General features: G+C 67.9%; 29 protein-coding genes. 16 read left to right on the forward strand and 13 right to left on the reverse strand.

The window, feature by feature from the left end:
* Nucleotides 1–13 precede the first annotated feature (13 nt).
* From KW845_RS27705 to KW845_RS27720, 4 genes are read left to right on the forward strand one after another with little or no spacing between them, the layout of a single operon-like run.
* A complete protein-coding gene (locus KW845_RS27705; protein ID WP_218372631.1) occupies nucleotides 14–529 on the forward strand; it encodes a DUF2271 domain-containing protein in 516 nt (171 codons plus the stop codon).
* Nucleotides 530–554: 25 nt separating this feature from the next.
* Nucleotides 555–1,355: a DUF4198 domain-containing protein gene (locus KW845_RS27710; RefSeq protein ID WP_218372632.1), complete on the forward strand. Its 801-nt coding sequence runs from the start codon at nucleotides 555–557 to the stop codon at nucleotides 1,353–1,355.
* A 5-nt stretch (nucleotides 1,356–1,360) separates the two neighbouring features.
* Complete coding sequence (locus KW845_RS27715) at nucleotides 1,361–2,410, forward strand: FAD:protein FMN transferase (RefSeq protein WP_218372633.1); 1,050 nt, start codon at nucleotides 1,361–1,363, stop codon at nucleotides 2,408–2,410.
* A 9-nt stretch (nucleotides 2,411–2,419) separates the two neighbouring features.
* Nucleotides 2,420–3,796 carry a sulfite reductase subunit alpha gene (locus tag KW845_RS27720; RefSeq protein WP_218372634.1) on the forward strand — a complete coding sequence of 459 codons (1,377 nt, stop codon included), beginning with the start codon at nucleotides 2,420–2,422 and terminating at the stop codon, nucleotides 3,794–3,796.
* Nucleotides 3,797–3,893: 97 nt separating this feature from the next.
* Here KW845_RS27720 and clpB read toward each other — a convergent pair whose 3' ends face one another.
* Nucleotides 3,894–6,488 carry an ATP-dependent chaperone ClpB gene (gene clpB / locus KW845_RS27725; protein WP_218372635.1) on the reverse strand — a complete coding sequence of 865 codons (2,595 nt, stop codon included), beginning with the start codon at nucleotides 6,486–6,488 and terminating at the stop codon, nucleotides 3,894–3,896.
* Nucleotides 6,489–6,817: 329 nt separating this feature from the next.
* Between clpB and KW845_RS27730 the strand changes: the two genes are divergently transcribed.
* Nucleotides 6,818–7,546, forward strand: a complete 729-nt coding sequence (locus KW845_RS27730; RefSeq protein WP_218372636.1) for a helix-turn-helix domain-containing protein — start codon at nucleotides 6,818–6,820, stop codon at nucleotides 7,544–7,546.
* 14 nt (nucleotides 7,547–7,560) lie between these two features.
* Nucleotides 7,561–8,718 (forward strand): hypothetical protein, encoded by a 1,158-nt coding sequence (locus tag KW845_RS27735; RefSeq protein ID WP_218372637.1) that lies wholly within the window; start codon nucleotides 7,561–7,563, stop codon nucleotides 8,716–8,718.
* Between the two features lie 33 nt (nucleotides 8,719–8,751).
* Here KW845_RS27735 and KW845_RS27740 read toward each other — a convergent pair whose 3' ends face one another.
* The 3 genes from KW845_RS27740 to KW845_RS27750 are packed head-to-tail and all read right to left on the reverse strand — an operon-like array spanning nucleotide 8,752 to nucleotide 9,938.
* Nucleotides 8,752–8,985: a DUF3820 family protein gene (locus KW845_RS27740; RefSeq protein WP_218372638.1), complete on the reverse strand. Its 234-nt coding sequence runs from the start codon at nucleotides 8,983–8,985 to the stop codon at nucleotides 8,752–8,754.
* Nucleotides 8,966–9,565, reverse strand: coding sequence for an NUDIX domain-containing protein (locus KW845_RS27745; RefSeq protein ID WP_218372639.1), 600 nt, complete (start codon nucleotides 9,563–9,565; stop codon nucleotides 8,966–8,968). The genes KW845_RS27740 and KW845_RS27745 overlap by 20 nt, the downstream gene beginning before the upstream one ends.
* A gap of 55 nt (nucleotides 9,566–9,620) precedes the next feature.
* Complete coding sequence (locus KW845_RS27750; protein ID WP_218372640.1) at nucleotides 9,621–9,938, reverse strand: hypothetical protein; 318 nt, start codon at nucleotides 9,936–9,938, stop codon at nucleotides 9,621–9,623.
* A gap of 170 nt (nucleotides 9,939–10,108) precedes the next feature.
* Between KW845_RS27750 and KW845_RS27755 the strand changes: the two genes are divergently transcribed.
* Nucleotides 10,109–11,896 (forward strand): peptidase M14, encoded by a 1,788-nt coding sequence (locus tag KW845_RS27755; RefSeq protein WP_218372641.1) that lies wholly within the window; start codon nucleotides 10,109–10,111, stop codon nucleotides 11,894–11,896.
* Nucleotides 11,897–11,971: 75 nt separating this feature from the next.
* Nucleotides 11,972–12,424, forward strand: a complete 453-nt coding sequence (locus KW845_RS27760) for a copper resistance protein NlpE (RefSeq protein WP_218372642.1) — start codon at nucleotides 11,972–11,974, stop codon at nucleotides 12,422–12,424.
* A gap of 16 nt (nucleotides 12,425–12,440) precedes the next feature.
* Here KW845_RS27760 and KW845_RS27765 read toward each other — a convergent pair whose 3' ends face one another.
* Nucleotides 12,441–12,644: an oxidoreductase-like domain-containing protein gene (locus tag KW845_RS27765; protein WP_218372643.1), complete on the reverse strand. Its 204-nt coding sequence runs from the start codon at nucleotides 12,642–12,644 to the stop codon at nucleotides 12,441–12,443.
* Nucleotides 12,645–12,709: 65 nt separating this feature from the next.
* Between KW845_RS27765 and KW845_RS27770 the strand changes: the two genes are divergently transcribed.
* Together KW845_RS27770 and KW845_RS27775 are read left to right on the forward strand one after the other, a co-directional pair.
* On the forward strand, nucleotides 12,710–13,510 hold the full coding sequence (locus KW845_RS27770) for an AraC family transcriptional regulator (protein WP_218372644.1): 801 nt from the start codon (nucleotides 12,710–12,712) through the stop codon (nucleotides 13,508–13,510).
* A 116-nt stretch (nucleotides 13,511–13,626) separates the two neighbouring features.
* On the forward strand, nucleotides 13,627–14,304 hold the full coding sequence (locus tag KW845_RS27775; RefSeq protein ID WP_218372645.1) for a LysE family translocator: 678 nt from the start codon (nucleotides 13,627–13,629) through the stop codon (nucleotides 14,302–14,304).
* Here KW845_RS27775 and KW845_RS27780 read toward each other — a convergent pair.
* The 6 genes from KW845_RS27780 to KW845_RS27800 form a co-directional block, all read right to left on the reverse strand.
* Complete coding sequence (locus KW845_RS27780) at nucleotides 14,187–15,149, reverse strand: FapA family protein (protein ID WP_218372646.1); 963 nt, start codon at nucleotides 15,147–15,149, stop codon at nucleotides 14,187–14,189. The two genes, KW845_RS27775 and KW845_RS27780, sit on opposite strands and share 118 nt — an antisense overlap.
* A 151-nt stretch (nucleotides 15,150–15,300) precedes the next feature.
* Entirely contained in the window at nucleotides 15,301–15,423 is a 123-nt protein-coding gene (locus KW845_RS29575) for a hypothetical protein (RefSeq protein WP_255593000.1), read from the reverse strand.
* Between the two features lie 107 nt (nucleotides 15,424–15,530).
* A complete protein-coding gene (locus KW845_RS27785) occupies nucleotides 15,531–16,277 on the reverse strand; it encodes a DUF4336 domain-containing protein (RefSeq protein WP_218372647.1) in 747 nt (248 codons plus the stop codon).
* A 57-nt stretch (nucleotides 16,278–16,334) separates the two neighbouring features.
* A complete protein-coding gene (locus KW845_RS27790; protein WP_218372648.1) occupies nucleotides 16,335–16,760 on the reverse strand; it encodes an organic hydroperoxide resistance protein in 426 nt (141 codons plus the stop codon).
* Nucleotides 16,761–16,899: 139 nt separating this feature from the next.
* Nucleotides 16,900–17,361 carry a MarR family winged helix-turn-helix transcriptional regulator gene (locus tag KW845_RS27795; protein ID WP_218372649.1) on the reverse strand — a complete coding sequence of 154 codons (462 nt, stop codon included), beginning with the start codon at nucleotides 17,359–17,361 and terminating at the stop codon, nucleotides 16,900–16,902.
* An 81-nt stretch (nucleotides 17,362–17,442) separates the two neighbouring features.
* The gene (locus KW845_RS27800) at nucleotides 17,443–17,952 is read right to left on the reverse strand and encodes a GNAT family N-acetyltransferase (protein ID WP_218372650.1); all 510 of its coding nucleotides are present in this window, start codon (nucleotides 17,950–17,952) and stop codon (nucleotides 17,443–17,445) included.
* Nucleotides 17,953–18,020: 68 nt separating this feature from the next.
* Between KW845_RS27800 and KW845_RS27805 the strand changes: the two genes are divergently transcribed.
* The gene (locus KW845_RS27805) at nucleotides 18,021–18,284 is read left to right on the forward strand and encodes a hypothetical protein (RefSeq protein ID WP_218372651.1); all 264 of its coding nucleotides are present in this window, start codon (nucleotides 18,021–18,023) and stop codon (nucleotides 18,282–18,284) included.
* Here KW845_RS27805 and KW845_RS27810 read toward each other — a convergent pair.
* Nucleotides 18,273–19,238 (reverse strand): GlxA family transcriptional regulator, encoded by a 966-nt coding sequence (locus tag KW845_RS27810; protein WP_218372652.1) that lies wholly within the window; start codon nucleotides 19,236–19,238, stop codon nucleotides 18,273–18,275. The two genes, KW845_RS27805 and KW845_RS27810, sit on opposite strands and share 12 nt — an antisense overlap.
* Before the next feature lie 87 nt (nucleotides 19,239–19,325).
* Here KW845_RS27810 and KW845_RS27815 point away from each other — a divergent pair, with 87 nt between their 5' ends.
* The 5 genes from KW845_RS27815 to KW845_RS27835 all read left to right on the forward strand — a co-directional run bounded on the left by KW845_RS27815 (nucleotide 19,326) and on the right by KW845_RS27835 (nucleotide 25,773).
* On the forward strand, nucleotides 19,326–20,564 hold the full coding sequence (locus KW845_RS27815; protein WP_218372653.1) for an MFS transporter: 1,239 nt from the start codon (nucleotides 19,326–19,328) through the stop codon (nucleotides 20,562–20,564).
* A 51-nt stretch (nucleotides 20,565–20,615) separates the two neighbouring features.
* The gene (locus KW845_RS27820) at nucleotides 20,616–21,017 is read left to right on the forward strand and encodes a DUF2946 family protein (RefSeq protein WP_218372654.1); all 402 of its coding nucleotides are present in this window, start codon (nucleotides 20,616–20,618) and stop codon (nucleotides 21,015–21,017) included.
* A gap of 58 nt (nucleotides 21,018–21,075) precedes the next feature.
* A complete protein-coding gene (locus KW845_RS27825; RefSeq protein ID WP_218372655.1) occupies nucleotides 21,076–23,229 on the forward strand; it encodes a TonB-dependent siderophore receptor in 2,154 nt (717 codons plus the stop codon).
* Between the two features lie 28 nt (nucleotides 23,230–23,257).
* Complete coding sequence (locus KW845_RS27830) at nucleotides 23,258–24,625, forward strand: PepSY domain-containing protein (protein ID WP_218372656.1); 1,368 nt, start codon at nucleotides 23,258–23,260, stop codon at nucleotides 24,623–24,625.
* Nucleotides 24,626–24,906: 281 nt separating this feature from the next.
* On the forward strand, nucleotides 24,907–25,773 hold the full coding sequence (locus tag KW845_RS27835; protein WP_218372657.1) for a DMT family transporter: 867 nt from the start codon (nucleotides 24,907–24,909) through the stop codon (nucleotides 25,771–25,773).
* Between the two features lies 1 nt (nucleotide 25,774).
* On the opposite strand, the gene KW845_RS27840 is transcribed toward KW845_RS27835, so the two are convergent.
* Complete coding sequence (locus tag KW845_RS27840) at nucleotides 25,775–26,410, reverse strand: TetR/AcrR family transcriptional regulator (protein WP_218372658.1); 636 nt, start codon at nucleotides 26,408–26,410, stop codon at nucleotides 25,775–25,777.
* Between the last annotated feature and the right edge of the window lie 195 nt (nucleotides 26,411–26,605).

Raw genomic sequence — 26,605 nt, forward strand, 5'->3', positions numbered from 1 at the left:
GCCTGGAGACTTTATGCGCAAGCTGTTGCTGTCGGCCCTGCTGGCCGGCCTGATCGCCCGAACGGCCCAGGCCGCCGACCTGGGCATCACTATCGAGATCCCGCGCCTGGACGTGGCCGAGTACCACCGCCCCTACGTGGCCATCTGGCTCGAGACCCCCGACCAGAACGTCGCGGCCGACCTGGCCGTCTGGTACGACGTAGCCAAGAAAAACAACGAAGGCGCCGAGTGGCTGAAAGACATGCGCCAATGGTGGCGCCGCAGCGGCCGCAACCAGCAGTTCCCGGTCGATGGCGTCAGCGGTGCCACGCGCCCCGCGGGCCAGCATGCCCTGGCATTGGCCGGCGCCGGCAAGCCGCTGGCCGACCTGAAACCCGGCCGCTATGCGGTGGTCGTGGAAGCCGCCCGCGAAGTGGGTGGACGCGAACTGGTGCGCGTGCCTTTCGATTGGCCGCCCAGCAAGGCCGAGCAATTGTCGGCCCGCGGCGAGCACGAGCTGGGCACCATCGCCTTGAACCTGAAACCCTGATTGCCACCGATCTTCCGGAGTCCCGATGAAAACTGCTGTTCGAATCGCCGCCGCGCTGGCGCTTGCCCTGCCCGCCGCGGCCCATGCCCATGATCTATGGGTGCTGCCCTCGTCCACCGTGTTGTCCGGCACCGGCAACTGGATCACCGTGGATGCCGCCGTCAGCAACGACAAGTTCTATTTCAACCACGCCCCGCTGCGCCTGGACAACCTGGCGATCCTGGCACCCGACGGCAAGCCGGCCGAGGCGCAAAACCTCAACCGCGGCAAGCTGCGCAGCACCTTCGACCTGCAACTCGGCGAAGCCGGCACCTACCGCATCGCGGTCGTCAACGACGGCGTATTCGCCCGCTGGAAACAAGACGGCCAGCCCAAGCGCTATTTCGGCAAGGCCGATGGCCTGGCTGCCGCGCTGCCCGCGCAGGCGCAAGACGTGGAAATCTCGGAAAGCGTGGGCCGCGTGGAAACCTTCGTCACGGCGGGCAAGCCCAGCGCGCTCAAGCCCGTGGGCAAGGGCCTGGAACTGGTGCCGGTCACCCACCCCAATGACCTGTACACGGGCGAGACCGCCACGTTCCAGATGATGCTCGACGGCAAGCCGGCGGCGGACCTGGCCATGACCATCGTGCCCGGCGGCAGCCACTACCGCGACAAGGTCGGTGAAATCGAAGTGAAAACCGGCCAGGACGGCAAGTTCCAGGTGCAGTGGCCGCAACCCGGCCTGTACTGGGTGGAAGCGCGCACCGAGGATGACAAGACCAGCGTGCCGAAGGCAAGCAAGCGCCGCCTGTCGTACGTGGCCACGCTGGAAGTGCTGCAGCCGTAACTGCCATGCCATCGTACGCGCCCGCCGGACCGGGGCCGGCTTCGATTCCGCGCCCGGCCGCCCGGGTGCCGGCCGGCTACGGTGCCGTCCCCCCAGTATCCGTGGCCGTGCCTGCGGCCAGCCCCGCCGCGCTAGCCGGCGCCACGATGGGCACCACCTGGTCGGCCCGGCTGGCCTTGCCGCCGGGCGTAACCGCCCAGGCGGCGCAGGCAGCCATCCAGCAGGCCCTGGGCGAGGTGGTGGCCCAGATGAGCACCTGGGACGATACGTCCGACCTGTCACGCTACAACCGCGCCGAACCGGGCTGGCAAGCCCTGCCCGTCGACTGCTTCCATGTGCTGCGGCATGCCCTGGCACTGGCCGCCGACACGGGCGGCGCCTATGACCCTACGGTGGGGCCACTGGTCAACGCCTGGGGCTTCGGCCCGCCGCCGTACGCCAGCGAGCCACCCCAGGCCGCCACGCTGCAGGCCGCGCGCCAGCGTTGCGGCTGGCAACGCATCCGGCTGGACGAGAGCGCCCGCCGCGCGTGGCAACCCGGCGGCACCTACCTGGACCTGTCTGCCATCGCCAAGGGCTACGCCGTAGACCACGCGGCGCGTGCACTGGACCGCCTGGGCCTGGCCCATTACCTGGTCGAGGCAGGCGGCGAATTGCGCGCCCGCGGCCACCGGCCCGATGGCGAACCCTGGCGGGTGGCCATCGAAGTGCCCGATGGCAGCGATGACCATGCACTGGCCTTGCCCTTGCAGGACCGCAGCATCGCCACTTCGGGCGACTACCGCCGCTACCGGCACGGCGCCGCCGGCCGCTACGCGCACACGGTGGACCCGCGCACCGGACACCCTGTCGACAACGGCGTGGCCTCGGTCACCATCGTGCACAAAAGCTGCATGCAGGCAGATGCGCTGGCCACCGCGCTGACCGTGCTGGGCGCGCGCGACGGGCTGGCCTACGCGCATCGCCATGGCCTGGCCGCGCTTTTCATTGTGCGCGCCGGGCAGCAATTGCGGCTGGCCGCCAGCGACGCCTTCGCCGCTATCGCCAGCACCTGAGCGCAGTCGATGCCCCCCCGCCTGACCGCCGCTTGCTGTGCCATCGCGTCATGGCTGCTGTTGTGCCTGTGGGCCTGGCGCCGGGCACGCCGGCGCCAGGCCCTGCAAGCCCAGGCCGCGCGCGACTTGTACGCTCCCGCCGACGCGCAGGCAATCCTGGTCGCTTACGCCAGCCAGACCGGCCAGGCCGAGACGCTGGCCCGGCAAACGGCCGAATCGCTACGGCTGGGCGGCCTGCAGGCCCGCGTGGCGGCGCTCGGCCAACTGGACCTGGCCGCATTGCGCAGCTATCCACGGCTATTGGTCGTCGCCAGCACCTATGGCGAAGGCGATCCGCCCGATAACGCCGCCGCCTTTGCCGACACACTGGTGGCCCTGGAGGGCGCCGGCGCGGCCACCCTGGACAGCCTGGCCTATGCCGTCCTGGCGCTGGGCGACAGCGGCTACCGCCACTTCTGCGGGTTCGGCCGCCGGCTCGATGCCTGGCTGCGCGGACGCGGCGCAACACCGTTGTTCGACCGCGTCGAGGCCGACAAGGCCGACCCGGCGGCCTTGCGGCACTGGCAGCATCACCTGGGCCTGCTGGCCGGCCGCAGCGACCTGCCCGATTGGGAAACGCCCGCCTACCAACCGTGGCGGCTGGCGCAGCGCACCCTGCTGAACCCCGGCAGCCAGGGCGGCCCCTGCTTTCACCTGGTACTGACCGCGCCCGATGGCATCGGACTCGATTGGCAGGCCGGCGACATCGCCGAGATCGGCCCCCGCGACAGGCGCGGCGCCTTGCTGCCGCATCGCGAATACTCGGTCGCTTCCTTGCCGGCCGATGGCGCCGTGCACTTGCTGGTGCGGCAAATGCGCGGCCCCGATGGCCGGCTGGGCCTGGGCAGCGGCTGGCTGACCCACGCGGCGCAAGTGGGCGACATCATCGACCTGCGCCTGCGACCGAACCCCAACTTTCATCCGCCTGCGGATGCGCGGCCGCTGCTGCTGGTCGGCAACGGCACCGGGCTGGCCGGGCTGCGCGCCCTGCTGAAGGCACGTGTCCAGGCGGGCCACCATCGCAACTGGCTGGTGTTCGGCGAACGCCAGGCCGCGCGCGACTGGTTGCTGCGCACCGAAACCGAAGCCTGGCTTCAGCAAGGCTGCCTGCAGCGCCTGGATGCGGTGTTCTCGCGCGACACGCCCACGCGCCGCTATGTGCAGCATGCCCTGCTGGACACGGCCGACACAGTGCGCGCCTGGGTCGCCGAAGGAGCCGTCATCTACGTCTGCGGCAGCCTGCAAGGCATGGCGCAGGGCGTGGATGACGCGTTGGCGCGGATACTGGGCCCCGATGCCCTGGCCGCGTTGCGGCGCGACAACCGCTACCGGCGCGACGTCTACTGAGCACCGCCACGCGTGGCGCACCTGCATGAAAAAGCGCCCCGGCCACGCGATGCGGGCCGGGGCGCCGGACGGTCGCGCAGGCTGCGCGCTTACTCGCTTACTGCAAGGTACGGGTGAACACGAACTTGCCGTCGACCCAGTCCACCGGCACCACGTCGCGCGGCCCGAACTCGCCTTCCAGGATCAGCTTGGCGACCGGATTCTCGATCTGCTGCTGGATGGCGCGCTTCAGGGGCCGTGCGCCAAACACCGGGTCGAACCCTGCGCGAGCCAGCTCGGCCAGCGCCGCATCGGACACTTCCAGGCGCATTTCCTGGCGTTCCAGCCGTTCGGCCAGGCGCTTGACCTGGATGCGCGCGATCGATTCGATGTGCTGCGTTTCCAGTCCGTGGAACACCACGACCTCGTCGATGCGGTTCAGGAATTCGGGGCGCAACGTCTGCTTCAGTTCGTCCCACACTACTTCCTTGATCACTTCGTACGGTTGGCCCGCCATGCTCTGGATGTGCTGCGATCCCAGGTTGGACGTCATTACGATGACCGTGTTGCGGAAGTCCACCGTGCGACCCTGCCCGTCGGTAAGGCGACCGTCGTCCAGCACTTGCAGCAGCACGTTGAACACGTCGGGATGGGCTTTCTCGACTTCATCGAGCAGCACCACGCTGTACGGCTTGCGCCGCACCGCTTCGGTCAGGTAGCCGCCCTCTTCGTAGCCCACGTACCCGGGCGGCGCGCCGATCAGGCGGGCCACCGAATGCTTCTCCATGAATTCGCTCATGTCGATGCGGATCATGTGCTCTTCGGAGTCGAACAAGAACTCGGCCAGCGCCCGCGTCAGTTCGGTCTTGCCCACGCCGGTGGGGCCCAGGAACAGGAACGACCCGTACGGCCGCGACGGATCGGCCAACCCGGCACGCGAGCGTCGGATGGCATCGGACACCAGCCCCACGGCCTCGTCCTGGCCCACCACGCGCTTGTGCAGGTAGTCTTCCATTTGCAGCAGTTTCTCGCGCTCGCCCTGCATCATCTTGGCCACCGGAATACCCGTGGCGCGCGACACGACTTCAGCGATTTCCTCGGCGCCGACCTGGGTGCGCAGCAGCCGCGGCTTGCCGTCGGCCGCCTCGCCCTGCTGCTCGGCCGTGTCGGCGGCCTGAAGGCGGGCTTCCAGTTCGGGCAGCTTGCCATATTGCAGTTCGGCCAGCTTGTCGAACTGACCCTTGCGCTGCAATTCAGCCATTTCGGCACGCACGCGGTCGATTTCTTCCTTGATGGCCTGGGTGCCCTGCACCGCGGCCTTCTCGGCCTTCCATATTTCCTCGTAGTCGTTGTATTCGCGTTGCAGTTTTTCGAGCTCTTCCTCGATGACGGCCAGGCGGCGCTTGGATGCGTCGTCGGCTTCCTTGCGCACGGCCTCGCGCTCGATCTTGAGCTGGATGATGCGCCGATCCAGGCGGTCCATGACCTCGGGCTTGGAATCGATTTCCATGCGGATGCGCGCGCCGGCCTCGTCGATCAGGTCGATGGCCTTGTCGGGCAGGAAGCGATCGGTGATGTAGCGATGCGACAGTTCGGCCGCCGCCACGATGGCCGGATCGGTGATCTCGACGCCGTGGTGGATTTCATAGCGCTCTTGCAGCCCGCGCAGGATGGCGATGGTGGACTCGACGTCGGGCTCGTTGACCAGCACTTTCTGGAAGCGGCGCTCGAGCGCCGCGTCTTTCTCGATGTACTTGCGATATTCGTCGAGCGTGGTGGCGCCGATGCAATGCAGTTCGCCGCGCGCCAGCGCCGGCTTGAGCATATTGCCGGCATCCATCGCGCCTTCGGCCTTGCCCGCGCCCACCATGGTGTGCAGCTCGTCGATGAAGACGACGTTCTGTCCATCGTCTTGCGCCAGCTCTTTCAGCACGGCCTTCAGGCGTTCTTCGAATTCGCCGCGGAACTTGGCGCCGGCCAGCAACGCGGCCAAGTCGAGCGACAGTACGCGCTTGCCGCGCAGGGTCTCGGGGACTTCGTCGTTGACGATGCGCTGGGCCAGGCCTTCCACGATAGCCGTCTTGCCCACGCCGGGTTCGCCGATGAGCACCGGGTTGTTCTTGGTGCGACGCTGCAGGATCTGGATGGTGCGGCGGATTTCGTCATCGCGGCCGATGACGGGATCGAGCTTGCCCTGGCGGGCGCGCTCGGTCAGATCGAGCGTGTATTTCGACAGGGCTTCGCGATTGGATTCGCCCTCGGCGCCCGAGACGTTCTCGCCTCCGCGCACGGCATCGATGGCCGCTTCCAGGGCTTTTTTCTGCAGGCCCGCATCGCGCAGGATGGTGCCGACCGGGCCCTTGTCATCGGCCAGCGCCAGCAGGAACAGTTCGCTGGCGATATAGGTGTCGCCGCGGCGCGCGGCTTCTTTGTCGGTGCGGGCAAGCACGGCCTGGAGGTCGCGGCCCACCTGGACGTTGTCATTGCCCTGTACCTGCGGCAACCCCTTAAGGGTGGTATCGAGCGCGCCCGCGACGCGGTTCACGGCCACGCCGGCGCGCGCCAGCAGGCTGGGTGCGCCGCTGTCCGGATCGGACAGCAGCGCCGCCAGCACGTGAGCGGGCTCGATATAGGGGTGGTCATTGCGGCTGGCCAGGCTTTGCGCGTCAGCCAGGGCCTGCTGGAATTTGGTGGTGAGTTTGTCGAATCGCATAGTGGTCGTTAGGCTTGATGGGGAGCCTGACCGGCGATATTCGCGGCTGGCTCGATGACCTGCATGTGCGGGCGCAACATGACTTTTTCAAGACCTTGCCGCGACCAGGAAGATGCGTGGCGCGCAGGCAACACTTGAGCGCGGTGGAACACGGCAAGGCCTGTCCAGGCAGCATAGACTGTTCGTGCCGGCACGGCTACCACAAACCCCGCCCGAGCGGGGGCAGCGTGTCCGCGCGCTGCTTCCGGCAAGGAATACAATAGGGATTCATCATCATTTGCCGCCAAGCACTGGCTCGCGTATGGGCTTGAGCAGCATCAAGGTCAATCATGCAGAAACGTGTCCCTTTACCACCTGAATCTACAAACTGTTCGACATGCATGCTTGGCCATGTGTGTATCCCCGTAGGCATGGCCGCGGCCGATGTCGAACAACTCGACGAGCTCGTGCAAGAGCGCGTCCGGGTCGAAAAGGGCAAGCCGCTGTATACCCTGCAAGACCCGCTCGATGCGGTCTACAGCGTGCGTTTCGGCAGCATGAAAACGCAGATCGAAGACGCCGCCGGCCATGTGCAGATCACTGGTTTTCACCTGTCGGGCGAAGTCGTGGGCCTGGACGGCATGCTCGAAGGCAAGCACGTCTCGACCGCCCTGGCGATGGAAGATTCTGAAGTGTGCGTCATACGCCTGTCGCAAATCGACCAGGTCGCCAGCCACCTGCCCTCGCTGCAGCACCAGATGCGCCGCCTGATGAGCCGTGAGCTGGGCCGCTCTTACCAAATGCTGGCCTCGCTGGGCGGCATGCGCTCCGAGCAGCGCCTGGCCGCTTTCCTGCTGAACCTGTCGCAGCGCTACGCGGCGCTGGGCTATTCATCCACCGAATTCGTGCTACGCATGAGCCGCGAGGAAATCGGCAACTATCTGGGCCTGACGCTCGAAACCGCCAGCCGGCTATTTTCGCGTTTTGCACGCGAAGGTTTGATCCGCATCAATCAACGCGAAGTTCGTTTGCTCGATGTACCGGCCCTGAAACAGTTGCTGGGCCAAGAAAACTGCTGAGCGCCACGCCGTCCATGCCCTTGCGCCCCTGCCGCCTGCGCCCGCACACCTGCGCCGCAGCGGGCCTGGTGTTGATGCTGGGCCTGTCAGCCGCGGGCGCATGGGCGCAAACGCCACTGCCGCCCGCTTACGACTACGACGAACCGCTGCCCGAGGCGCCCCGCGCGCCGCCGCCCTGGCAAGACCTTGCCCTGGGCGAGGCCAAGCATGCGTATCGCATGCCGGTGTACGCCAACCGCAAGCTCAGCGGCAATCTGCACGACATCCAGCGCGTCATCGTGATGCTGCACGGCGCGCGGCGCGATGCCAGCCGCTATTACCAGGACATCGAAACCCTGGTGCAGCGCGATCCCGCCCGCCGTGCCGATACCCTGATCCTGGCGCTGGAATTTCCCACGCCCATCGATGCGGCTTACGCGGGCCGGCCCGCGTGGCGCAAGGCCAGTTGGGAAACCGGCGCCAAGAGCGTGCAGGCCGCCGGCCGCCCCGCGCCGATCAGCGCCTTCCAGGTACTGGACGACGTGCTGCGCAAGCTGGCCGACCGCAAGCGCCTGCCGGCACTGACCAACATCGTGCTGGCCGGCCATTCCGGCGGCGCGCAACTGCTGCAGCGCTATGCGGTGCTTAACGACGTGGATGGCGCCATACGGCGCAACGGGCTGGCGTTGCGCTATGTCGTCGCCAATGCCGCGTCGTACCTGTACCTGACCAACGAGCGGCCGCGTCGTGGCGGCACCGGCTTCGAGCCCTACGAACGCGGCATCTGCCCGACCTATAACCAGTATCCGTACGGGCCCCAGAACCTGCCCAGGTACAGCGCCGATTCAGACGCGGCCAGCCTGTACGTGCGCTACGCCGCGCGCGATGTGGTCTACCTGCTGGGCAGCGCCGACAACAACCCCGAAGACCATGGGCTGGACAAGCGCTGCGGCGCCGAAGCCCAGGGCGCCACGCGGCTGTCGCGCGGCCTGGGCTACCTGCGCTACGACCGGCTGCTGGCCAGCCGCGGCGCCCGGCCGGTGGCCCTGCACCATGAGCACCAGCAAGTCATGGGGGTGGGCCACGAGTCGGCCGCCATGTTCGGTTCGCTGTGCGGCACGCGCGCCCTGCTGGGCGATCACGCCACCATCGCGAGCAACGCCGCGGCCTGCCAGCCCATCGATCAGAAATGACGCCCGCCCCCGGAAGCGCTGCGCGCTTCCTTCTCAAGGGGGTGACGCTGGCTGGCCGCCTTGACGCAAGGGTTGCAGCAGGCCGGCCAACCCGTTGTGGTCGAGTTCGTGCATCAGCGCCAGCAGCCGGCCGATCTCGCCGGGTGGAAAACCCTTGCGGGCAAACCAGGCCAGATAAGGCCCGGGCAGGTCGGCAATCAGGCGCCCTTGGTATTTGCCGAAAGGCATCTCGCGCGTGACCAGGCGTTCAAGGTCTTGCGGGTTCATCCTGGCCCTGCCAATCCAATGCCCAATGGCCGGCCAGCACGTTCTGCAGCCACAAGGTGCAGGTCAGCGTCTTGGCATCGGTGACCTCGCCGCTGCGGCAGGCCAGCGCCAGTTCCTGGGGCGTGGCGCTGCACACTTCCAGGAATTCGTCCGGATCGAGCTGGGCAGCCCCCGCGACAAGCTGGCGGGCAAAGAAAATATGGATGATCTCGGTCGAGTAGGCGATAGCCAGGTGCATGCCGCCGGCATAGGCCCACTGCCCGGCCGTATAGCCGGTTTCTTCGAGCAGTTCGCGGCGCGCGCAGGCCAGCGGGTCTTCGCCGGGGTCGAGCTTGCCGGCGGGGAATTCGGTCATGACGCGCCCGACCGGATAGCGGAACTGGCGCTCGAGCAGCACGCGCCCGTCGTCGAGCAGCCCGATGATCACGACCGCCCCCGGGTGCACGATGTACTCGCGCCTGGCCTGGCGGCCATCGGGCAGGCGCACGGTGTCGCAACGCGCCTTCAGGAAGCTGCCATCGCATAGCGTCCGGCTGTCGAGCAGGGTTTCGGTCAGGTGGGCATCGTCGGAAGAATTCATGGGCTGCGGCCGGCGGATGGAAGAGCCAGGCAGCTTACCATCCACCGATGACACGTCACCTGGCGCGGCGCGCCTCGAGCGCCTGCAGGCAGGCAACCACGCCGGCCTGCAATTGCGCGTTGTTGATGGCCTCGCGATCGACCTGGTTGCGGCACCGCTGGTACTGCGACACGCTTTCCGGCGTGTCGCGGATCTCGCTCGACGGCGCGGCCTCGCCCGGCTGCTGCTGCTCGGTGATGCGCAGCGTGGATGGCGGCGACTTGCTGCCATCTTGCGACGGAAAGCTGTATTCGCTTGGCTGCGCCTGCGCCGTGCCCAATGCACCCAGCAGGCACGCCACGGCGGCCAGGCCCGAAATCGCGATCGTCTTCATGGTGATGGATCCTTACAGGGTTGGCGACGGACGGCCGGACGGGCCGCCCGCAAGCGGTTATCGTAACGTTGCCCGTGGGACTGCGGCGCGCCGCCATGGTTCCAAACAGCAACAAAGGCTACCATCCGGCCTGCCGCGGCGCCAGCTTCGGCCCGCTCCCAAGGACTGCCATGATCTTGCTGGACACCACGCTGGAACGCACCCTGGACGCCTGGGAACGCCAATACAGCGGCCCCGCCTGGCGCGGCGCGACCCTGGAAGGCTGGCTGTTCGAGGGCCGGCCGGCGCGCCAGGCAGCCCAGGCGCGCCTGGCGCGCGCGGGCATTGCTGCCCAACTGCGCAGCGCCTACAAGCCCCTGCTGCATTTCTTCCTGGAAGAGGCCGACCTGGACGGCCTGGCGGCGGTCACCGTGCACTACCCGGTGCACCCGCTGGCGCGCCCCAATCGCTACACGCTGGAAGCCCATCCGCTAGCCGACCTGCTGGGCGCAGCGTCGCTGCAATTCGTGACGGGTACGGCCGACCTGCACTACCAGGTACACCTGCGCTATGCCGATGGCCGGCAGCGCCATGCCCGGGTATACGCGCCCAATGCGGCGGCGGATGCCGATGACGGCACGCCGCTGCTGTCGCCCACCGGCTGGCTGCGCGTGCACGATGCCGCGGGCGCAGTGGTGGCCGACGCGGCCTGCGGCACAGAGTACCGGGCGGCGTTCGACGCGGCCGTCGATGCGGTGCGCCAACACCCCTGGGGCACCCAGGCACCGCATTTCGAGCGGCTGGACATCCGTATCGACCTGCCCGGCGTCGAATTCGACGCCGGCGGCGATGCGGGCCTGGTCAGCACCTGCGAAGCGCTGCACGAAGACCTGTACTTCACCCTGATCGAGTTCTTCCAGCGCCAGGCCGGCCTGCCGCCGGGCGATCGCCGCCTGCAGCCCGGCCAGATCGTGCCCGATATACGCCTTGCCGACGGGCCGGCACGCGTGCACGTGGCAACCCGGGCATTCGATCCGCCTGAACCGGTACCAGCCGAGCCCTGCCAGCCCTTGGAACATGCCGGCGCGCCCCTGTCGCCGGCCCAGATCGCCGCCCACCTGGCCGCCCTGGGCGGCGAGGCCCTGCAGGCGACCTCCCGCCAGGGCAGGCCCGTGCCGGGCACCTACCTGGCCGGGCCGGGGCCGGCCGTGTTCATTTCGGGCGGACAGCACGCCAATGAAACCTCGGGCATCGTGGGCGCCCTGCGCGCAGCGCACATCTTGCGCGCCACGGGCACCGCGCACTTTGCGCTGGTGGCGGCCGAGAACCCCGACGGCTATGCGCTGCACCGCGAACTGTGCGCCCATCATCCCCGCCATATGCACCATGCCGCGCGCTACAGCGCATTGGGCGACGACGTGGCCTATCGGGCAAGCGAGCCCCTGCTGGAGCAGCATGCCCGGCGCGCCGCCCTGGCCCGCAGCGGCGCGCGGCTGCACATCAACCTGCATGGCTATCCCGCCCACGAATGGACCCGCCCTTTGTCGGGGTACCTGCCGCGGCAGTTCGAGTCCTGGACTTTGCCCAAGGGATTCTTCCTGCTGCTGCGCCACCACACGGGCTGGGGCGAGGTGGCCGAACAACTGATGAACGGCGTCTGCGCCCGCCTGGCGCGCGTGCCGGGCCTGGTGGCGTTCAACGCGCGGCAAGCCGCGCGCTACGAAGCGCATGCCATGGAAAAAGGCTTCGACACCCGCCACGGCATTGCCTGCGTGGTGGCCGAGACCGAACAGGAAATGGCCCCGCTGTCCCTGATCTCGGAATTTCCCGACGAAACCGTGTATGGCGACGCATTCCGCTACGCGCACACGGTGCAGATGGAAACCGTGCTGGCCGCCACGGCCGTCTTTCAAGACGTGGCGCGGCTATGCCCCGATCGGGCCGGATGGCGCGGCCTGGATGGCGGGCGGGCCGCGTAGGCGCGTACGCCCGGTAACAACTCTGCTGCGCCTATCGCGCTATCTTCAAAGGCTTTCACGCCTTCCGGAGCCCGCATGAAAGCCGCCGCGCCGATTTGCCTCTTGACCGCCGCCCTGCTGGCCGGCTGCGCCGCGACCGAGCCCGCTGCGCAGTCGCCCGCAACGTCTCCCGCGCCAGCGGGCCCGGCCTTGGTCGATGGCCATAATGCACGTAATTCGCTGGACTGGGCCGGTGTCTACGAAGGCACGCTGCCCTGCGCCGACTGCCCGGGTATCCAGACCCGCCTGATGCTGGCCGAACACGGCGCATACGAACTGCAGACCCAGTATCTGGACCGGCAGCCGCATCCCAATGTTGTGCGCGGCACCTTCCAATGGCAACCCGACGGCACCACCATCCGCCTGGACAAGGCCGGCGACGAACAGCGGTTTTTCGTGGCCGAGGGCCGGCTGATCCAGCTATACCAGGATGGCAGCCGGCCCACCGGGCCGCTGGCGTCCCACTATGAACTGACCCAGGTACGCTGAGGCCGGCTCACGCAGTTCATGCCGGCGAGCCATGACGCGCCCTCCAGGCGCGCAATTGTTCGCGATAGCGGTCCATGGCATCGTCGTACAGGTCGTACACGCATGGAATGCAGCCGCTTTGGCAGCAGTCGCCAGGTGCCGGCGCCTGGGGCGGCACAGGCTCGGGGTCGTGCACGGGCTTGGCGGGCGATGGATTGGAAGGTTTTTTCGAAGCAGCCATTGCCGCTATTATCGCGCCGCCGCGCCAGTGGTAATCTGGCTGCCGGGTCCCAAGCACCAGCCATCATGTCCGACACCCAGTTCTGGCGCGACGCGCAACTGCCCTACGCGGAAAGCCGGCGCGCCGTACACAGCCGCGCCTGCTATGTGGCGCACACGCACGACACCGTATCGATCGGCGCGGTCGACGCCGGCGGCAGTATCTTCACCAGCGGCGATCAGCGCCACAGCCTGCGCCCCGGCAGCCTGGTGATGGTGCCGGCGCATTGCGCGCATGCGTGCAATCCGAATGCCGATGCCTGGAGCTACCAGATGCTGCACCTGGATGCCGACTGGACCGCCGCCCTGCTGCGCGAGTCGGACCCCGGTGCGCCGCTGCCCCGGCAGGCCTGCATCGGCGATGCGCCATCGGCCTACCGCCGCTTTTGCCAATTGAACGAGCTACTGTTCTCTGATGCCGCCTGCGCCGACAAAGAGGCCGCGCTGGTGCTGTACGTCGGCGGCCGCTCGTGGCTGGGCCGGCCACCGCGCGCGGTGGCGCCGCGGCTGCCGGCAGCCCGCCTGCAACGCGTCGTGGCGCTATTGCGCCAGGCCAGCAACCAGGCCTTGCCGCTGGCCGAACTGGCGGCCATGGCCGGCATGAGCCGTTATCAGTTCATTCGCGCCTTCCGGGGTGCCACCGGCATGACCCCGCATGCCTATCAACTGGACTTGCGCATCGTGCAGGCGCGCCGCCTGCTGCGCGACGGCCACAGCCTGAGCCGTATCGCCCACGACCTGGGCTTTGCCGACCAAAGCCATTTCCAGCGCGCGTTCAAGCAGCGCGTGGCGGCTACGCCGGGCATGTACCGGCGCGCCGGCGCCTGACGCGCGCTCGTCTTCATCGGCAACTGCGGCATGAGCGCAGCATCACGAGCCGCACTTTTCTTCAATACACGCCGGCCGCACGCCGCCAGAATCGTCCCGGACATCAAGGGGACGGCATGGCATTTTCCTGGCAGCAATTCATCCTGGTGGCGGGCGCGCATTTTCTGGCGCTGCTCAGCCCCGGCCCGGATTTCTTCTTGATCGTGCGCGGCGCTTTGCTGCATGGCTGGCGCAAGGCAGCCGCCCTGTGCCTGGGCATTGCCACCGCCAATGGCGTGTTCATCGTGCTGGCCATCGGCGGCTTTTCGGCATTGCGCCCGCACAGCCCGCTGTTCTATGCGCTGCAAGCCGGCGGCTGCCTGTACCTGGCCTATCTGGGTGGGTTGCTGATCCGCCACGCGCGCCCGGCAGGCACGATGCTGCATACGGCGGGGCGGCCCGGCGCCGCCGCGCCGCCGCCGTGGCTGCGGCGTTTTGCCACCGGTTTCGCCTCGGGCATCCTGAACCCCAAGAATGCCCTGTTCTACGCCAGCCTGTTCGCATTGCTGGCAGGCGACCATATACATGGCGGCGTGCAGCTTGCCTATGGCCTGTGGATGTTCGGCGCAGTGTTGGCGTGGGACCTGGCAGTCGCGGCCAGCATCGGGCACCCCGCCATCATGGCCTGCTTTGCGCGCTACAACGCCGCCATCGAACGCGTCACCGGCGCCGTGTTGTTGCTGATCGCGGCCGGCGGGCTGTGGCTGCTGGCCAACGCCGTCGCGCCTGCATGGACCGCATCCGCCGCCCAATAACCGCTGATCAGCGCCACGGGCGGCACGCTGGCGCTGACCCGCGCCGACACCTCCCAGGCATCCATGCGCACGCGCAGGCCGGCGTACACCCCATGGCCTGGTCCCGCCACGATGCGCCCGCCGGACTCGATGCCCTCGCCCACGCGGATCGCGCCATCCGCGATGACGTCGCCGCCCGCCTTGATGCCCCAGCCCGCTTCCAGGTGATCGCCGCACACGATGTCTCCGGCCGCCTGGATGCCGCGTGCCACCACGATCTCGGTCTGCGCGCGCAGGTCGCCTTCGGTCTTGATGCCTTGGCCGCCATGCAGGGCGCCGCCGACATCCAGGCCCTGCACGGCCAGCACGGTGCCAGCGGCGTGCAAATCCTGGCCGGTGCGGATATCCCACGCGGCGCGCAGCACGCCGGCGCAGTCCAGGCGCGTGCCGGCGCTGATGCCCCAGCCGGCCTGGATATCGCCGCCGGCACGGATGGCGCCCTCACTGACGATGCTGCCCTGCGCCTCGATGTTGTCGCCCGCCACGATGGCCGCGCCGGCCCGCACGCCCGCGCCGCTGACGATGCGCCCGCCCGCGCGCACCACGGTATCGACGCAAATGCCGCGGCGCGCCACCAGGGTGCCGGCGAACACGAGGGCCGTGGCGTCGATCGATTCGACATCGAGCACGCAGTCGGTGGGGCCGAACTGGTCGAGCAGCCAGCAGGCATCGTCGACGCGGCCGTCGGCCACCAGGGCATCCAGCACGGCCTGGTAGTCGCCCTGGCCGTCGTGGTCCCGCAGGAACCATTTGTAGCCGCTGGCGCAGGGATTCTTGGCTTTGACGAAGTTCTTGGTAAGTTGCATGGCACTACGCATGGAAAAAAACTGCGGCTCTGCGCACCGCCGGCCAGGCCGGGCGGCAGCGTGATCAGGCCCGCATGCGCGTGGCGTGCGGGCCGGATGAACCGGAAACAGGGGGAATCGAGGCGAAGCGGCCCGTGAGGGGCCGTGCCGATCAGCCGGGTTTGGCGCGTGCGTAGGCCGAGCGCACGGCCACGTCGTGCGAGCCCACCGGGGTGGGACGATGCGTGGCAATGCCCGCGCGCAGGGCGAAGGGGGAAGAGGTTGACCGGGTCATGACGGGGGCATCCTACCATTCGGGAGGGGCGCGTCAAGGGGGGCGTCGTTTTGGAATCTCGTTGTTCGATGGGGTGGCTGGTTCTTGCGGCGGCGCGCCGGTGTTGGCTAGGCAAGCAGCCAGCGAAAGGCCCGGCGTAGCTCTGCTGTGCCGTTGTCGGTGTACCAGCGGCCGTGCGCAAGGATGATGCGGTAAGGGTCCCAGGCGATCATCTGGTGCACGGCGGCGCGCAGGGCATTGCGCTGCCGGGCGAAGGTCAGGCGCATGTCGCGCGGCATCTGGCCGTCGGGGTCCTGGGTGGCGCCCAGCCGGGTCAGCCAGCGGGTAAAGGCCGAATCGAGCCTGGCGGGTTCGAAATTCTCGATCAGGTCGGTCAGGATCAGGGTGTGGCTGCGGTAGTGGAAGAACTCCACCTCGGTCAGGTAGCTGCCGGCAATAGGCAGCGTGGCTACCTCGGCGTCCCAGGGGTAGCCGGCAGGCCCGTCCAGGGGTTGCGTGGGAAAGTCGATACGGCCGGCGGCCTGTTCGCGTACGCGCGGCGCCACATATACCGCTGCCTGGCCGTAGGCCCGGTGCCAGTCGGGCACCCACCAGTAGTGGATGCGGCTGGGTGCCACGATCCAGCGCGGCGTGCCCAGCCGCGCGATGGCCTGCTGCAGTTCAGGGGTCAGTTCGGTGGGCGAATGAACGAATAAATCGTCGTGTTCCAGCCGCAGCACTGTCATGCGTGTAGGAAAACGCATCTTGGGCCAGGGCGGCCCGTAGCGGATGGCGGGGCCATCGACGATCCAGACGTCATCGTCCACCGGCTTGAGCGTATTGACCGGGGCGTACAGCAGGCGGTCATCGTCCATGGGCGGCTCCGTGCCACCCGCCTGGCAGGCCATGGCTCGCCAGGCGGGCGCGGGGGCTTACACCACCGTCAGGGTCACATCGATGTTGTTGCGCGTGGCGTTCGAGTACGGGCACACGATATGCGCGCGCTGGACCAGGTCTTCGGCCTGTTCGCGGGCCATGCCCGGCAGCGAGATCTTCAACTCGACTTCGATGCCGAACCCATTGGGAATGGGGCCGATACCCACCGAACCGTCGATCGATACATCAGACGGAATGGCGATCTTGTCGCGGTTGGCCACGAACTTCATGGCGCCCAGGAAGCATGCCGAATAGCCGGCGGCAAACAGTTGTTCGGGGTTGGTGCCCTCGCCGCCGGCGCCACCCATTTCACGGGGGGTGGTCAGCTTGACGTCCAGCACGTTGTCGGACGATACGGCACGGCCGTCGCGGCCGCCGGTGGCCTTGGCATGAGCACGGTATACGACTTTTTCAAGAGACATGGCAGTTTCCTTTCAAGAGAAGTTCAGGGACAACGGCGATTCCACCAACATACGGCTCGCCGGGGCCGGATACAAGTTGCTAACGATTAAATCGTGCACTACTTTTTTGACAAAAAAACGCGATACGGCAAAGCATCTTTCATCCATTGGCCATCAGGCGGTCGCGCAGATGGTCCAGTTGCGACTTCAGCGCGACCAATTCGTCGGGCGCGCATTCGGTGGCGCACAGCACCGACACCGGCACTTGCGTGGCCTTTTGTTTCAGCTCGCGCCCGGCCCGGGTCAAGCCCACGATGACCTGCCGCTCGTCTTGCCGGGCACGCAGCCGCGTAAGCAGCCCGGCGGCTTCCATGCGCTTGAGCAGGGGCGTCAGCGTGGCCGAATCCAGGAACAGGCGGCGCCCGATGTCCGACAGCGTGAGCTGGTCTTGTTCCCACAGCACCATCATCACCAGGTATTGCGGATACGTCAGGCCCAGCGCACGCAGCAGCTTGCGGTACACCTTGTTCATGGCCAGCACCGTGGAATGCAGGGCGAAGCAGAGCTGTTCGTCGAGCAGCAGCGACGGGGCGGTGTTGGGTGCGGGGCGGCGGCGAGTCATGATGGAATGAATAATACATAGCGCACGATTTAATCGCAAGTTATTTTTATCGCGCCGGCGTTGCGGCCCGGGCAACGCACTTCAGGCCGGCGGCGTGTCGAACGCTGTGTGGTACTGCACCGTGCCTTGCGCGCGGCCGTGCCAGGCCTGTGCCATGAAATATTCCGCGGGCATGTCCGGCAGCACCAGGCCGGCGTCAGGACGAAAACCAAAGCGGCGGTAATAGTGCGGTTCGCCCAGCACCACGCAGCCGGCCGCACCGCGTCCGCGCAGCCGGGCCAGGCCCTCTATTACCAGCATGGAACCCACGCCCTGCCCCTGCATGGCCGGCGCCACCGCAATAGGCCCCAGCCCATACCAGCCCACAGTGACCCCGCCAGGCCCGGCGATGCTGACCGGCGAGAACGCCACATGCCCCACCACCTGGCCATCTTGTTCGGCCACCAGCGACAGGGCCAGCGCACCGGCGGCACGCAGCGCATCGATGACGGGGCCTTCGGTGTGTTCGCTGTGGGGCTGGTCGCGGAATGCGTCCTGCGTGACGGTAAAGATGGCAGCAATGTCCGTATCGGTTTCGGGGCGCAGCAACATGGCAGGAAACTCAGGGTGGCATGGCAGTCCGTAGAATAGACGGATCTTTCATTCATAACAGGCACTGCATGGAAACCGAACTCGATGGCCGCCTGCTGGCCCTGCGGCAAACCGTGGCGCTGGCGCTGGCCCTGTCCACCCGCAGCAACCCGCAAGCCACCGAACTGGCACTGGACATCCTGGCCGACATGAAGGCCAGTGTCGAACGCAAGCCCGCCGACAGTCCGTTTGAAACGCCGCCCTGGGCAACCGCCGCACAAGAAGAACTGGACGGTATCGCGCGGCTGGTGCGCTCTTTTACCCAGCAACCCGACGACGCATCAGGCCAGTAGCGCGTCGCGCGCGGCGCGGCGCAGGGCCTGCGGCGGCTGTCCGTAGCGCCTGACGAATGCGCGGCGCATGCGCTCGGCATCGGCAAAGCCGGTGACGCGGGCCACGGCGTCTATCGTCATATTGCCCGCTTCCACATGCGTGCGCGCCGCCTCGGCGCGAATGCGCTCGACTGCCTTGGCCGGCGTCTGGCCGGTTTCGGACTTGAAGCTGCGCATGAACTGGCGCGGGCTCAGGCAAGCCGCCGTGGCGAGTTCTTCGATGCTAAGCGGCGCGGTCAGGTGCTGGCCGATATAGCCCAGCACGCGACGCATGCGCTCGCTGCGCGGAGCCAGGTCTTGCAACGCCGAAAACTGCGACTGCCCGCCCGCGCGCCGGTGATACACCACCATATCGCGCGCGGCCTGATGCGCCACCTGCGCCCCCAGGTCTTCTTCCACCATGGCCAGCGCCAGGTCGATGCCGGCGGTAATACCGGCCGATGTCCAGACTTGCCCGTCGCGCAGATAGATCTTGTCGCTGTCGACCTTGATACCAGGATAGCGGCGCTGCAAGTCAGCCGCATGGCGCCAATGCGTGGTAGCGCGCCGGCCTTCCAGCAAGCCGGCCGACGCCAGCACGAATGCCCCGGTGCACACGCTGGCCAGCCGCGCGCCGCGCGCCTGCGCAGCGTGCAAGAAGGCGCACGCGGCCGGCGTGGCGCCCGCCTGGCGCGGGCCTTCGCCGCCCGGCACCAGCACGACATCGGGGTGCACGTCGCGCCACGGGCGCGTGGCCACTTCGACACCGGCCGAACTCGCTAGCCGTCCGCCGCGCACCGACACCAGGTGCAGCGCATAGGCCGGGCCTTGCGGGCCTGCCACGGCTTCGCCGGCCGTCTGGAACACCGACAGCGGGCCGGCCATATCCAGTAACTGGAAACCGGGAATCATCAGGAAAGCGATGTTGATAGGCATGGCAATTTTCAAGGGAAATATGTCATCTACGCCATAGCTTCACCCGCTAGAGTGAGGCCTGTCAACTGCAGCCCGCCCCTTCGCGCCATGACCTTCCCCGCCCATCCGCACGCCGGCCGCCGCAATGCCCGCATCCTGGCCGTCTGCCAGGGCCTGTACATTGCCGCCATTTCCATCGACCTGACCCTGACGGCGCTGACCGGCCACATGCTGGCGCCCAACAAGGCACTGGCAACCCTGCCTTTCGCCCTGATCACCGTGGCGGGCGCGGCCGTTACCTGGTTCGCCTCGCTGCTGATGCAGCGCATTGGCCGCCGGGCCGGCTTCGCCCTGGGGGGATTGGCCGGCACGCTGGGTGGCCTGCTGTCGGTCTGGGCCGTGTTCCATGCCGATTTCTGGCTGTTCTGCGCCGGCACGGCGCTGGTGGGCGTGTTCCAGGCCTTTGCCCAGTACTACCGCCTGGCCGCGGCCGACGCGGTGGAAGCAGTGGCCAAGGCGCGCGCCATTGCCGTGGTGATGGCCGGCGGCGTGATCGCCGCGGTGGCCGGCCCCGCGCTAGCGGCATGGAGCCGCGACCTGTTCCCGCTGGCGACCTTCGCCGGCGCCTACCTGATGGTGGCCTTGCTGGGCGCCGCCACGGTGGCGCTGCTGCTGGCCGCCTACCGCGACGTGCCCGACGTGCCGGCCGACCCCGGCCCGCAAGAGGCCGACGCGCCCGCGCGCCCCTTGCGCGTGGTGGCGCGCCAGCCGATCTTCGTCGCGGCGCTGGCCAACAACGTGGTGGGTTCGGTCTCGATGATGTTTGTCATGACGGCGGCACCGCTGGCCGCCGTGGCGTGCCATCACACCATCGACGACGGAGCCAACATCATGCAATGGCACCTGATTGGCATGTACGGTCCGGCCTTCTTTGCCGGCGCCCTGATCAAACGCTGGGGACTGCCCACCATGCTGGGCCTGGGCATGGCCGTGAACCTGGTCTCGGCCATCGTCGCCATCAGCTCGACCAGCCTGCCGGCCTTCTACGCTGCGCTGTTCTGCCTGGGCGTGGGCTGGAATTTCATGTTCGTGGGCGGCACCACGCTGCTGGCGCAGTCGTACCGGCCGGCCGAACGCGGCCGTGCCCAGGGTGCCGCCGAAATGCTGCGCTACGCCGCCACGGCGCTGGCTACCCTGGCCGCGGGGCCTGCCCTGGACCTGTACGGTTGGCAGGCCGTCAACATCGCCATGCTGCCGGTGGTGGCCCTGGCCGCGGTCATGACCGCCTGGTGGGTACGCAGTGGCCGGCGGGGTGCTGGCGACGATACGGCCCGAGCCACTGCCTGAAGCAATGCGACGAAGCGCCCCCTGCAGTGCGTAGTTTAGAATTGCAACATCATGCGCTCGTCCGCCGCCGCCTCTACGCTGATACGCCATCGCGCCGCCATCTGGCTGGCGCTGTGCGTATTCGCACTGAAGGCGCTGGTGCCGCAGGGCTTCATGCCCGGCAGCGATCCGGGCACCACGCTGATCCAGCTGTGCTCGGCGGCCGGCCCGGTATGGGTGGAAGGTCCGCACAAAGCCGGCCACCAACAGGATGCCCAGCACGCCGAACAGTCGGCGGTCTGCTCCGTAGGCGTGGCGCTGGCGGCGTTGCCTTTGTCGTCGATGCCCGCAGCCGTCGTGCCGCTGGCCACCGTTACCCTGCGCATTGCCGCGCGCGCCCCGCCCGCGCCGGCTACCCAGGCCTCGCCAGGCGCCCCGCTCGGGGCGCGTGCCCCACCCTTCCTGCTCGGTTAGCACCAGCCTGCCCGTCGCCTTCCGGCGACGGCCTTGCCTTTTCCAACCGAGACCTTCCATGCCTTTCCTTCCCGCCAGGACACCCGTCCTGCCGCGGCGCACGGCCATTGCCGCCGCGCTCGCGATGCTGGCGGCGCCGCCCGGCTTGCACGCCCAGGACGCGGGCAACGCCCCCGTGGCCACCCTGCCCGCCATTTCCGTATCCGGCGACACGCCGCTGCCCACCCTGCAGGAAACCGCGGCCACTGGTTCGTTCCTGCAACTGACGCCGTTCGAGACACCGGCCAGCCTGGACATCATTACCAACGAGCAATTGCGCCAGCGCGGCGACGTCACGGTAATGGACGCCATCACGCAGGCACCCGGCATCAGTGCGTTCCGCCACCCCGGCAACGGCGGCTCGTCGCTGTCGTCGCGCGGCTTCACCGATTCGAACTCGGTGGCCATCCTGTACGACGGTCTGCGGCAGTACGGCGGCCTGGGCCAGACCTTCGTGTACGACCCCTGGTCGGTGGACCGCATCGAAGTGCTGCGCGGACCGGCATCGGTCCTGGATGGCGAAGGTGCCATCGGCGGCGTGGTCAATGTCATTCCCAAGAAGCCCACGCGCGGGCCCATCGAGAACGAGATCCAGGCCACCGTGGGCACGCACGACACGCAGCGCCTGGGCCTGGGCAGCGGCGGCGCGCTGGACGATCGCTGGTCGTACCGGCTGGACGTCAGCGGCAACCGCAGCAATGCCGACATGAGCCTGGGCGACTCGCAGAACGCCGCCGTCACCGCCGCGCTGCGGCTGGACGTATCGCCCGAACTGAACTTCACGCTGACGCAGGCCTACGCCTGGCAAAAACCGACCCGCTATTTCGGCACGCCGCTGATCGATGGACAGATCGATTACTCGCTGCGCCACCAGAACTACAACGTGGCCGACAGCAAGATCATCTACCGCGACAGCCGCAGCGAACTGCAGGCCGAATGGACGCCCAACGCCGCCACCACGGTACGCGGCCGCGTGTACTACATCGGCAGCGACCGCGACTACCGCAACGCCGAGAACTACACCTGGCAAGCCGACAGCGGCCTGATCGAACGTAGCGCCTACACGGCCATCCAGCACGACCAATCGCAGGTGGGCGCGCGCGCCGATGCCGCTTTTCGCGGCCACTTGTTCGGCCTGCTCAACCAGGTTGCGGTAGGCGCCGAGGTAAACCGCAGCAGGCTCAAGCACACCAATAACTCGCCCTATGGCGGCACGTCGCTGCTGGACCCGTACGACTTCGAGCACGGCCAGTTCATCAACGAGGCCGGCACCACGCCGCGCTATCGCAACATCGCCACGCAATACGCCTTGTTCGCCGAAAACCGCCTGATGCTGACAGACCGCTGGTCGGTGCTGGGCGGCATACGCTACGACCACATCGACCTGCAGCGCGAAGACCTGGTAGCCAATACCACGGCCTACCGCAGCACCTACACCAACGTGGGCTGGCGCGTGGGCACGGTATACGACGTGTTGCCCACGCTGGCCGTGTATGGCCAGTACTCCGAGGCGGCCGATCCGGTCGGCAGCCTGCTGCTGCTGTCGCCGGCCAATAAAGACTTCGAACTGTCGCAAGCCCGGCAGGTCGAAGTCGGGGTCAAGCAGACCTTCTGGGACGACAAGGGCGAATGGACGCTGGCGGCCTACCACATCCGCAAGAAAGACCTGGTCACGCGCGACCCCAACGACCCGTCGCTGCGCGTGCAAGTGGGCAGCCAGTCCAGCCGTGGGCTGGAACTGACGGTAGGCGTCGAGCTGGCGCGCGACTGGCGCGTGGATTTCAACGGCGCCATCCTGGACGCCCGCTACGACGACTACACCGATACCTCCGGCGGGGCGGCCGTATCGCGCCGGGGCAATGTGCCGCCCGATGTGCCCGAACGTCTGGCGAACTTGTGGCTTAGCTGGAAGTTCGCGCCTCGCTGGACTGCCAGCGCCGGCCTGCGCTACGTGGGCAAGCGCTACGCGGACAGCGCCAACGACCTGGAAATGGCGGCCTACACCACCACCAACCTGGCCCTGCAATGGGAACCCCGGCGCGACCTGAGCCTGGCCCTGCGCGCATACAACGTCTTCGACAAGCAATACGCCGAAACCGCCTACTACAACCAGACCCAATGGCTGCTGGGCGCGGGGCGGCGCGTGGAACTGTCCGCCAACTACCGGTTCTGAAGGCCGGCCCGCAACGATCAACGACATCATGACCAACGACTACGCTTCCGAACCCGACACCGTGCGCCGTGCCGATGTGTACCGTGCCGTATGGCGCTGGCACTTCTATGCCGGCCTGCTGGTATTGCCCTTCATGATCCTGCTGGCCGTCACCGGCGGCCTGTACCTGTTCCACAACGAAATCGAGAACACCTGGTACCGCGACCTGCGATACGTGCAGCCGGCCGGCACGCCTGCGCTGGCGCCCTCGGCACTGACCGATGCCGCGCTGCGCGCCCACCCCGGCACGCTGGCCAAGTACGTACCGCCGGCCGCGCCCGACGCGGCCGCGCAGGCGGTGATCAAGCCGGCCGGCGGCGACAGCCTGAGCGTGTACGTCAATCCGTACAGCGGCCAGGTGCTGGGTGCGTTGCCCGAGCGCGGCACACTGATGTGGACGATCCGCCGGCTGCATAGCCTGGACTACTTCGGCCCCATTGCCAACGGCGCCATCGAGATCGCCGCGGGCTGGTCCATCTTGCTGGTGCTTACCGGTATCTACCTGTGGTGGCCGCGCGGGCGCAAGCAAGGCGTGGTCAGCGTACGCGGCACGCCGCGCAAACGCGTGTTCTGGCGCGACATCCATGCCGTGACGGGGGCCGCCGTGGGACTCTTCATCCTGTTCCTGGCGTTCACGGGCATGCCGTGGTCCATCGTATGGGGCGGCAAAGTCAACCAATGGGCCAATGGCAACAATTTCGGCTACCCGGCCGGCGTGCGCGTGGCCGTGCCGATGTCCGACGAGCACCTGGCCCACATGGGCCACACCACCTGGTCGCTGGAACAGGCACGCATGCCCGAATCGTCGCCCGTCCACGGCATGGGCAAGCCCATCGGGCTGGACACGGCGGTAGCCCGCTTCGATAGTCTTGGCATGGCGCCGGGCTATGCGATCAACGTGCCGCACGGCGCCTCCGGCGTCTACACCGCGTCGGCGTATCCCGACGACCTGTCGCGCCAGCGCGTGGTGCACCTGGACCAGTACAGCGGCAAGCCGCTGCTGGACATGAGCTACGCCGACTACGGCCCGCTGGGCAAGACGCTGGAATGGGGCATCAACGTGCACATGGGCCAGGAATTCGGGCTGGCCAACCAGCTGATACTGCTGGCCGCCTGCCTGGGCATCGTGCTGCTCAGCGTGGCGGGCGGGCTCATGTGGTGGAAGCGGCGCCCCGAGGGCGGGCTGGGCATCCCGCCCATGCCGGCGGCGCGCGGCGCGCTGCGCGGCGTGCTGGCCCTGATGATCGTGGGCGGCATCATCTTCCCGCTGGTAGGCGCCTCGCTGCTGGTCATGCTGGTGCTGGACCTGCTTGTACAGCGCCGTGCGCGCGTTGACACGCAGCCCTACCGCGTGTAATTTCTACGCCTATCATGCACCGACGCGCACCTGCCCTTACCCGCCATCGTGTTCCGGCCCTTGCCGGCGCACCGCGCGCGTCGCGTCTCATCGCCACCCCCGTCGCCCCGCCATCGGGCGTCGTCGCGGGCCGGGCGGCACCGCCGCCTCCCGCCACCGCCCTGGGCTGATCCCAGCCCTACCTGGCGGCTCCAGCACATCCCTGATGTCCATGCCGTCCGGCGCGCAGTGCGCCGGCCGCGGTCGCTGGTGCCTGTGCGTTTCCCTGACGGGTGAATTCGATGAGCAATACAAGAACGGCCTATGCGGCCCATGGCGCCACGGCGCTTTTCGTGCTGTTGTGGAGCAGCGGCGCGATTTTCTCGAAATGGGGCCTGGCCCATGCCACGCCTTTCGCTTTCCTGGTGCTGCGCTTCATGCTGGCGCTGGCCGCGCTACTGGTGCTGGCCCGCGCGGCACGGCAGCCCTGCCTGCCGCCGCGCGGCACGCGCGCGCGTGTCATGGCCACCGGCCTGACCATGATAGGCGGCTACTCGATCTGCTACTTCCTGGCGCTGGACCACGGCATCACGCCGGGCGTGCTGGCCACCACCCTGGGGGCCCAGCCCCTGTTGACGCTGGTGCTGCTGGAACGCCGCTTTGCGCTGCCGCGCGTATCGGGGCTGGCGCTGGCGCTGGCCGGCCTGGCGCTGGTGGTGTGGGAAAGCATCGGCCTGGCACGCTATTCGGCGCTGGGCATGCTGTACGCGCTGGGCGCGCTGCTGTGCATGACCGGCGGCGCCATCCTGCAAAAAAGCCTGCGGCAAGCGCCTTTGCGCGTCCTGCCCCTGCAATATGCCGTGGGCCTGCTGCTATGCCTGGCCTGCGTGCCCCTGCAGCCCTGGCACCTTGCGGACGGCCCGGGCCTGTGGGTGCCGCTGCTGTGGCTGGGCCTGGTGATTTCGGTGGGCGCCACGCTGCTGCTGTATCGGTTGATCCAGGCTGGCAACCTGGTCAACGTCACCAGCTTGTTCTACCTGGTGCCCGGCGTGACCGCCTTGCTGGACTACCTGCTGCTGGGCAACCGGCTGGCGCCGCTCAGCCTGGCGGGCATGGCTGCCATCCTGGCGGGACTGGCCCTGGTGTTCCGGGCTGCCCCGCGCAGCTAGGCTAGGCGCGCGCCACGCCAAGCAATTGCAGGAAGATATCCGACAAGGGCCCGGCCAGCGCCGCGCCATCGTGCTCGCCGCGCGCGATGGCGTCGTCCACCGCACCGTGCATGCCATGGAACAGCACGATGGCGGTCAGGCGCGGCGCAGCCAGCGTCCAGTGGCCACCCTGCGCGCCATCGGCCAGAACCTGCTCCAACTGGTTCAGCACTTCGGTTTTCTCGCGCGCGCCGCGATCGCCATGGCGGGCGTCGTGGAACACTACATCGTGCAGCCGATAGTTGGCCAGGTAGGCCGCGACGCCAGCCTGCGTCCAGGCGTAAATGCGGGCGGGGCCATCGCCGCGCGGGCAAGCCTGCACCGCCGCATCCACCTGCGCCAGGAAACCCTGCGAGAACTTGGCGCGCAGGGCCTGCAGCATCTCGTGCTTGGAAGCGAAGTAGTGGTAGAACGTGCCCTTGGCCACCCCGGCCGTCTCGACAATATCGTTCACCGTGGTGGCCTCGATACCCTTGGCAATGAACAACTGCTCTGCTGCCGCCATCAGTTCGTCCAGGCGCACTTCGGCCGGCTTGGTGCGCGGCGGCCGGGAAGATGCGACGAGGGCGGAAGCGGGCGGGCGTCGGGCCGAAGGCATGGCAGGCAGGGGCAAGGGCTGAAAGCCCGAGTGTAAAAGATGGGGCGCCGCGAGTTGCGGCGCCCCGCACATCGCCTGCGGCGTGGCGCCTCGTTGCCGGGCCCTTGCCTGGCTGTTTGATTCGCCGTTTATATAAAAATGATTCTCGATCACATTGACCGACGGTCGGTCAATGTCTAAAATGGACGCCTTCCC

The organism is Bordetella sp. BOR01 (assembly GCF_019218885.1).
In the GTDB taxonomy this organism is placed as follows: Bacteria; Pseudomonadota; Gammaproteobacteria; order Burkholderiales; family Burkholderiaceae_B; genus Bordetella_A.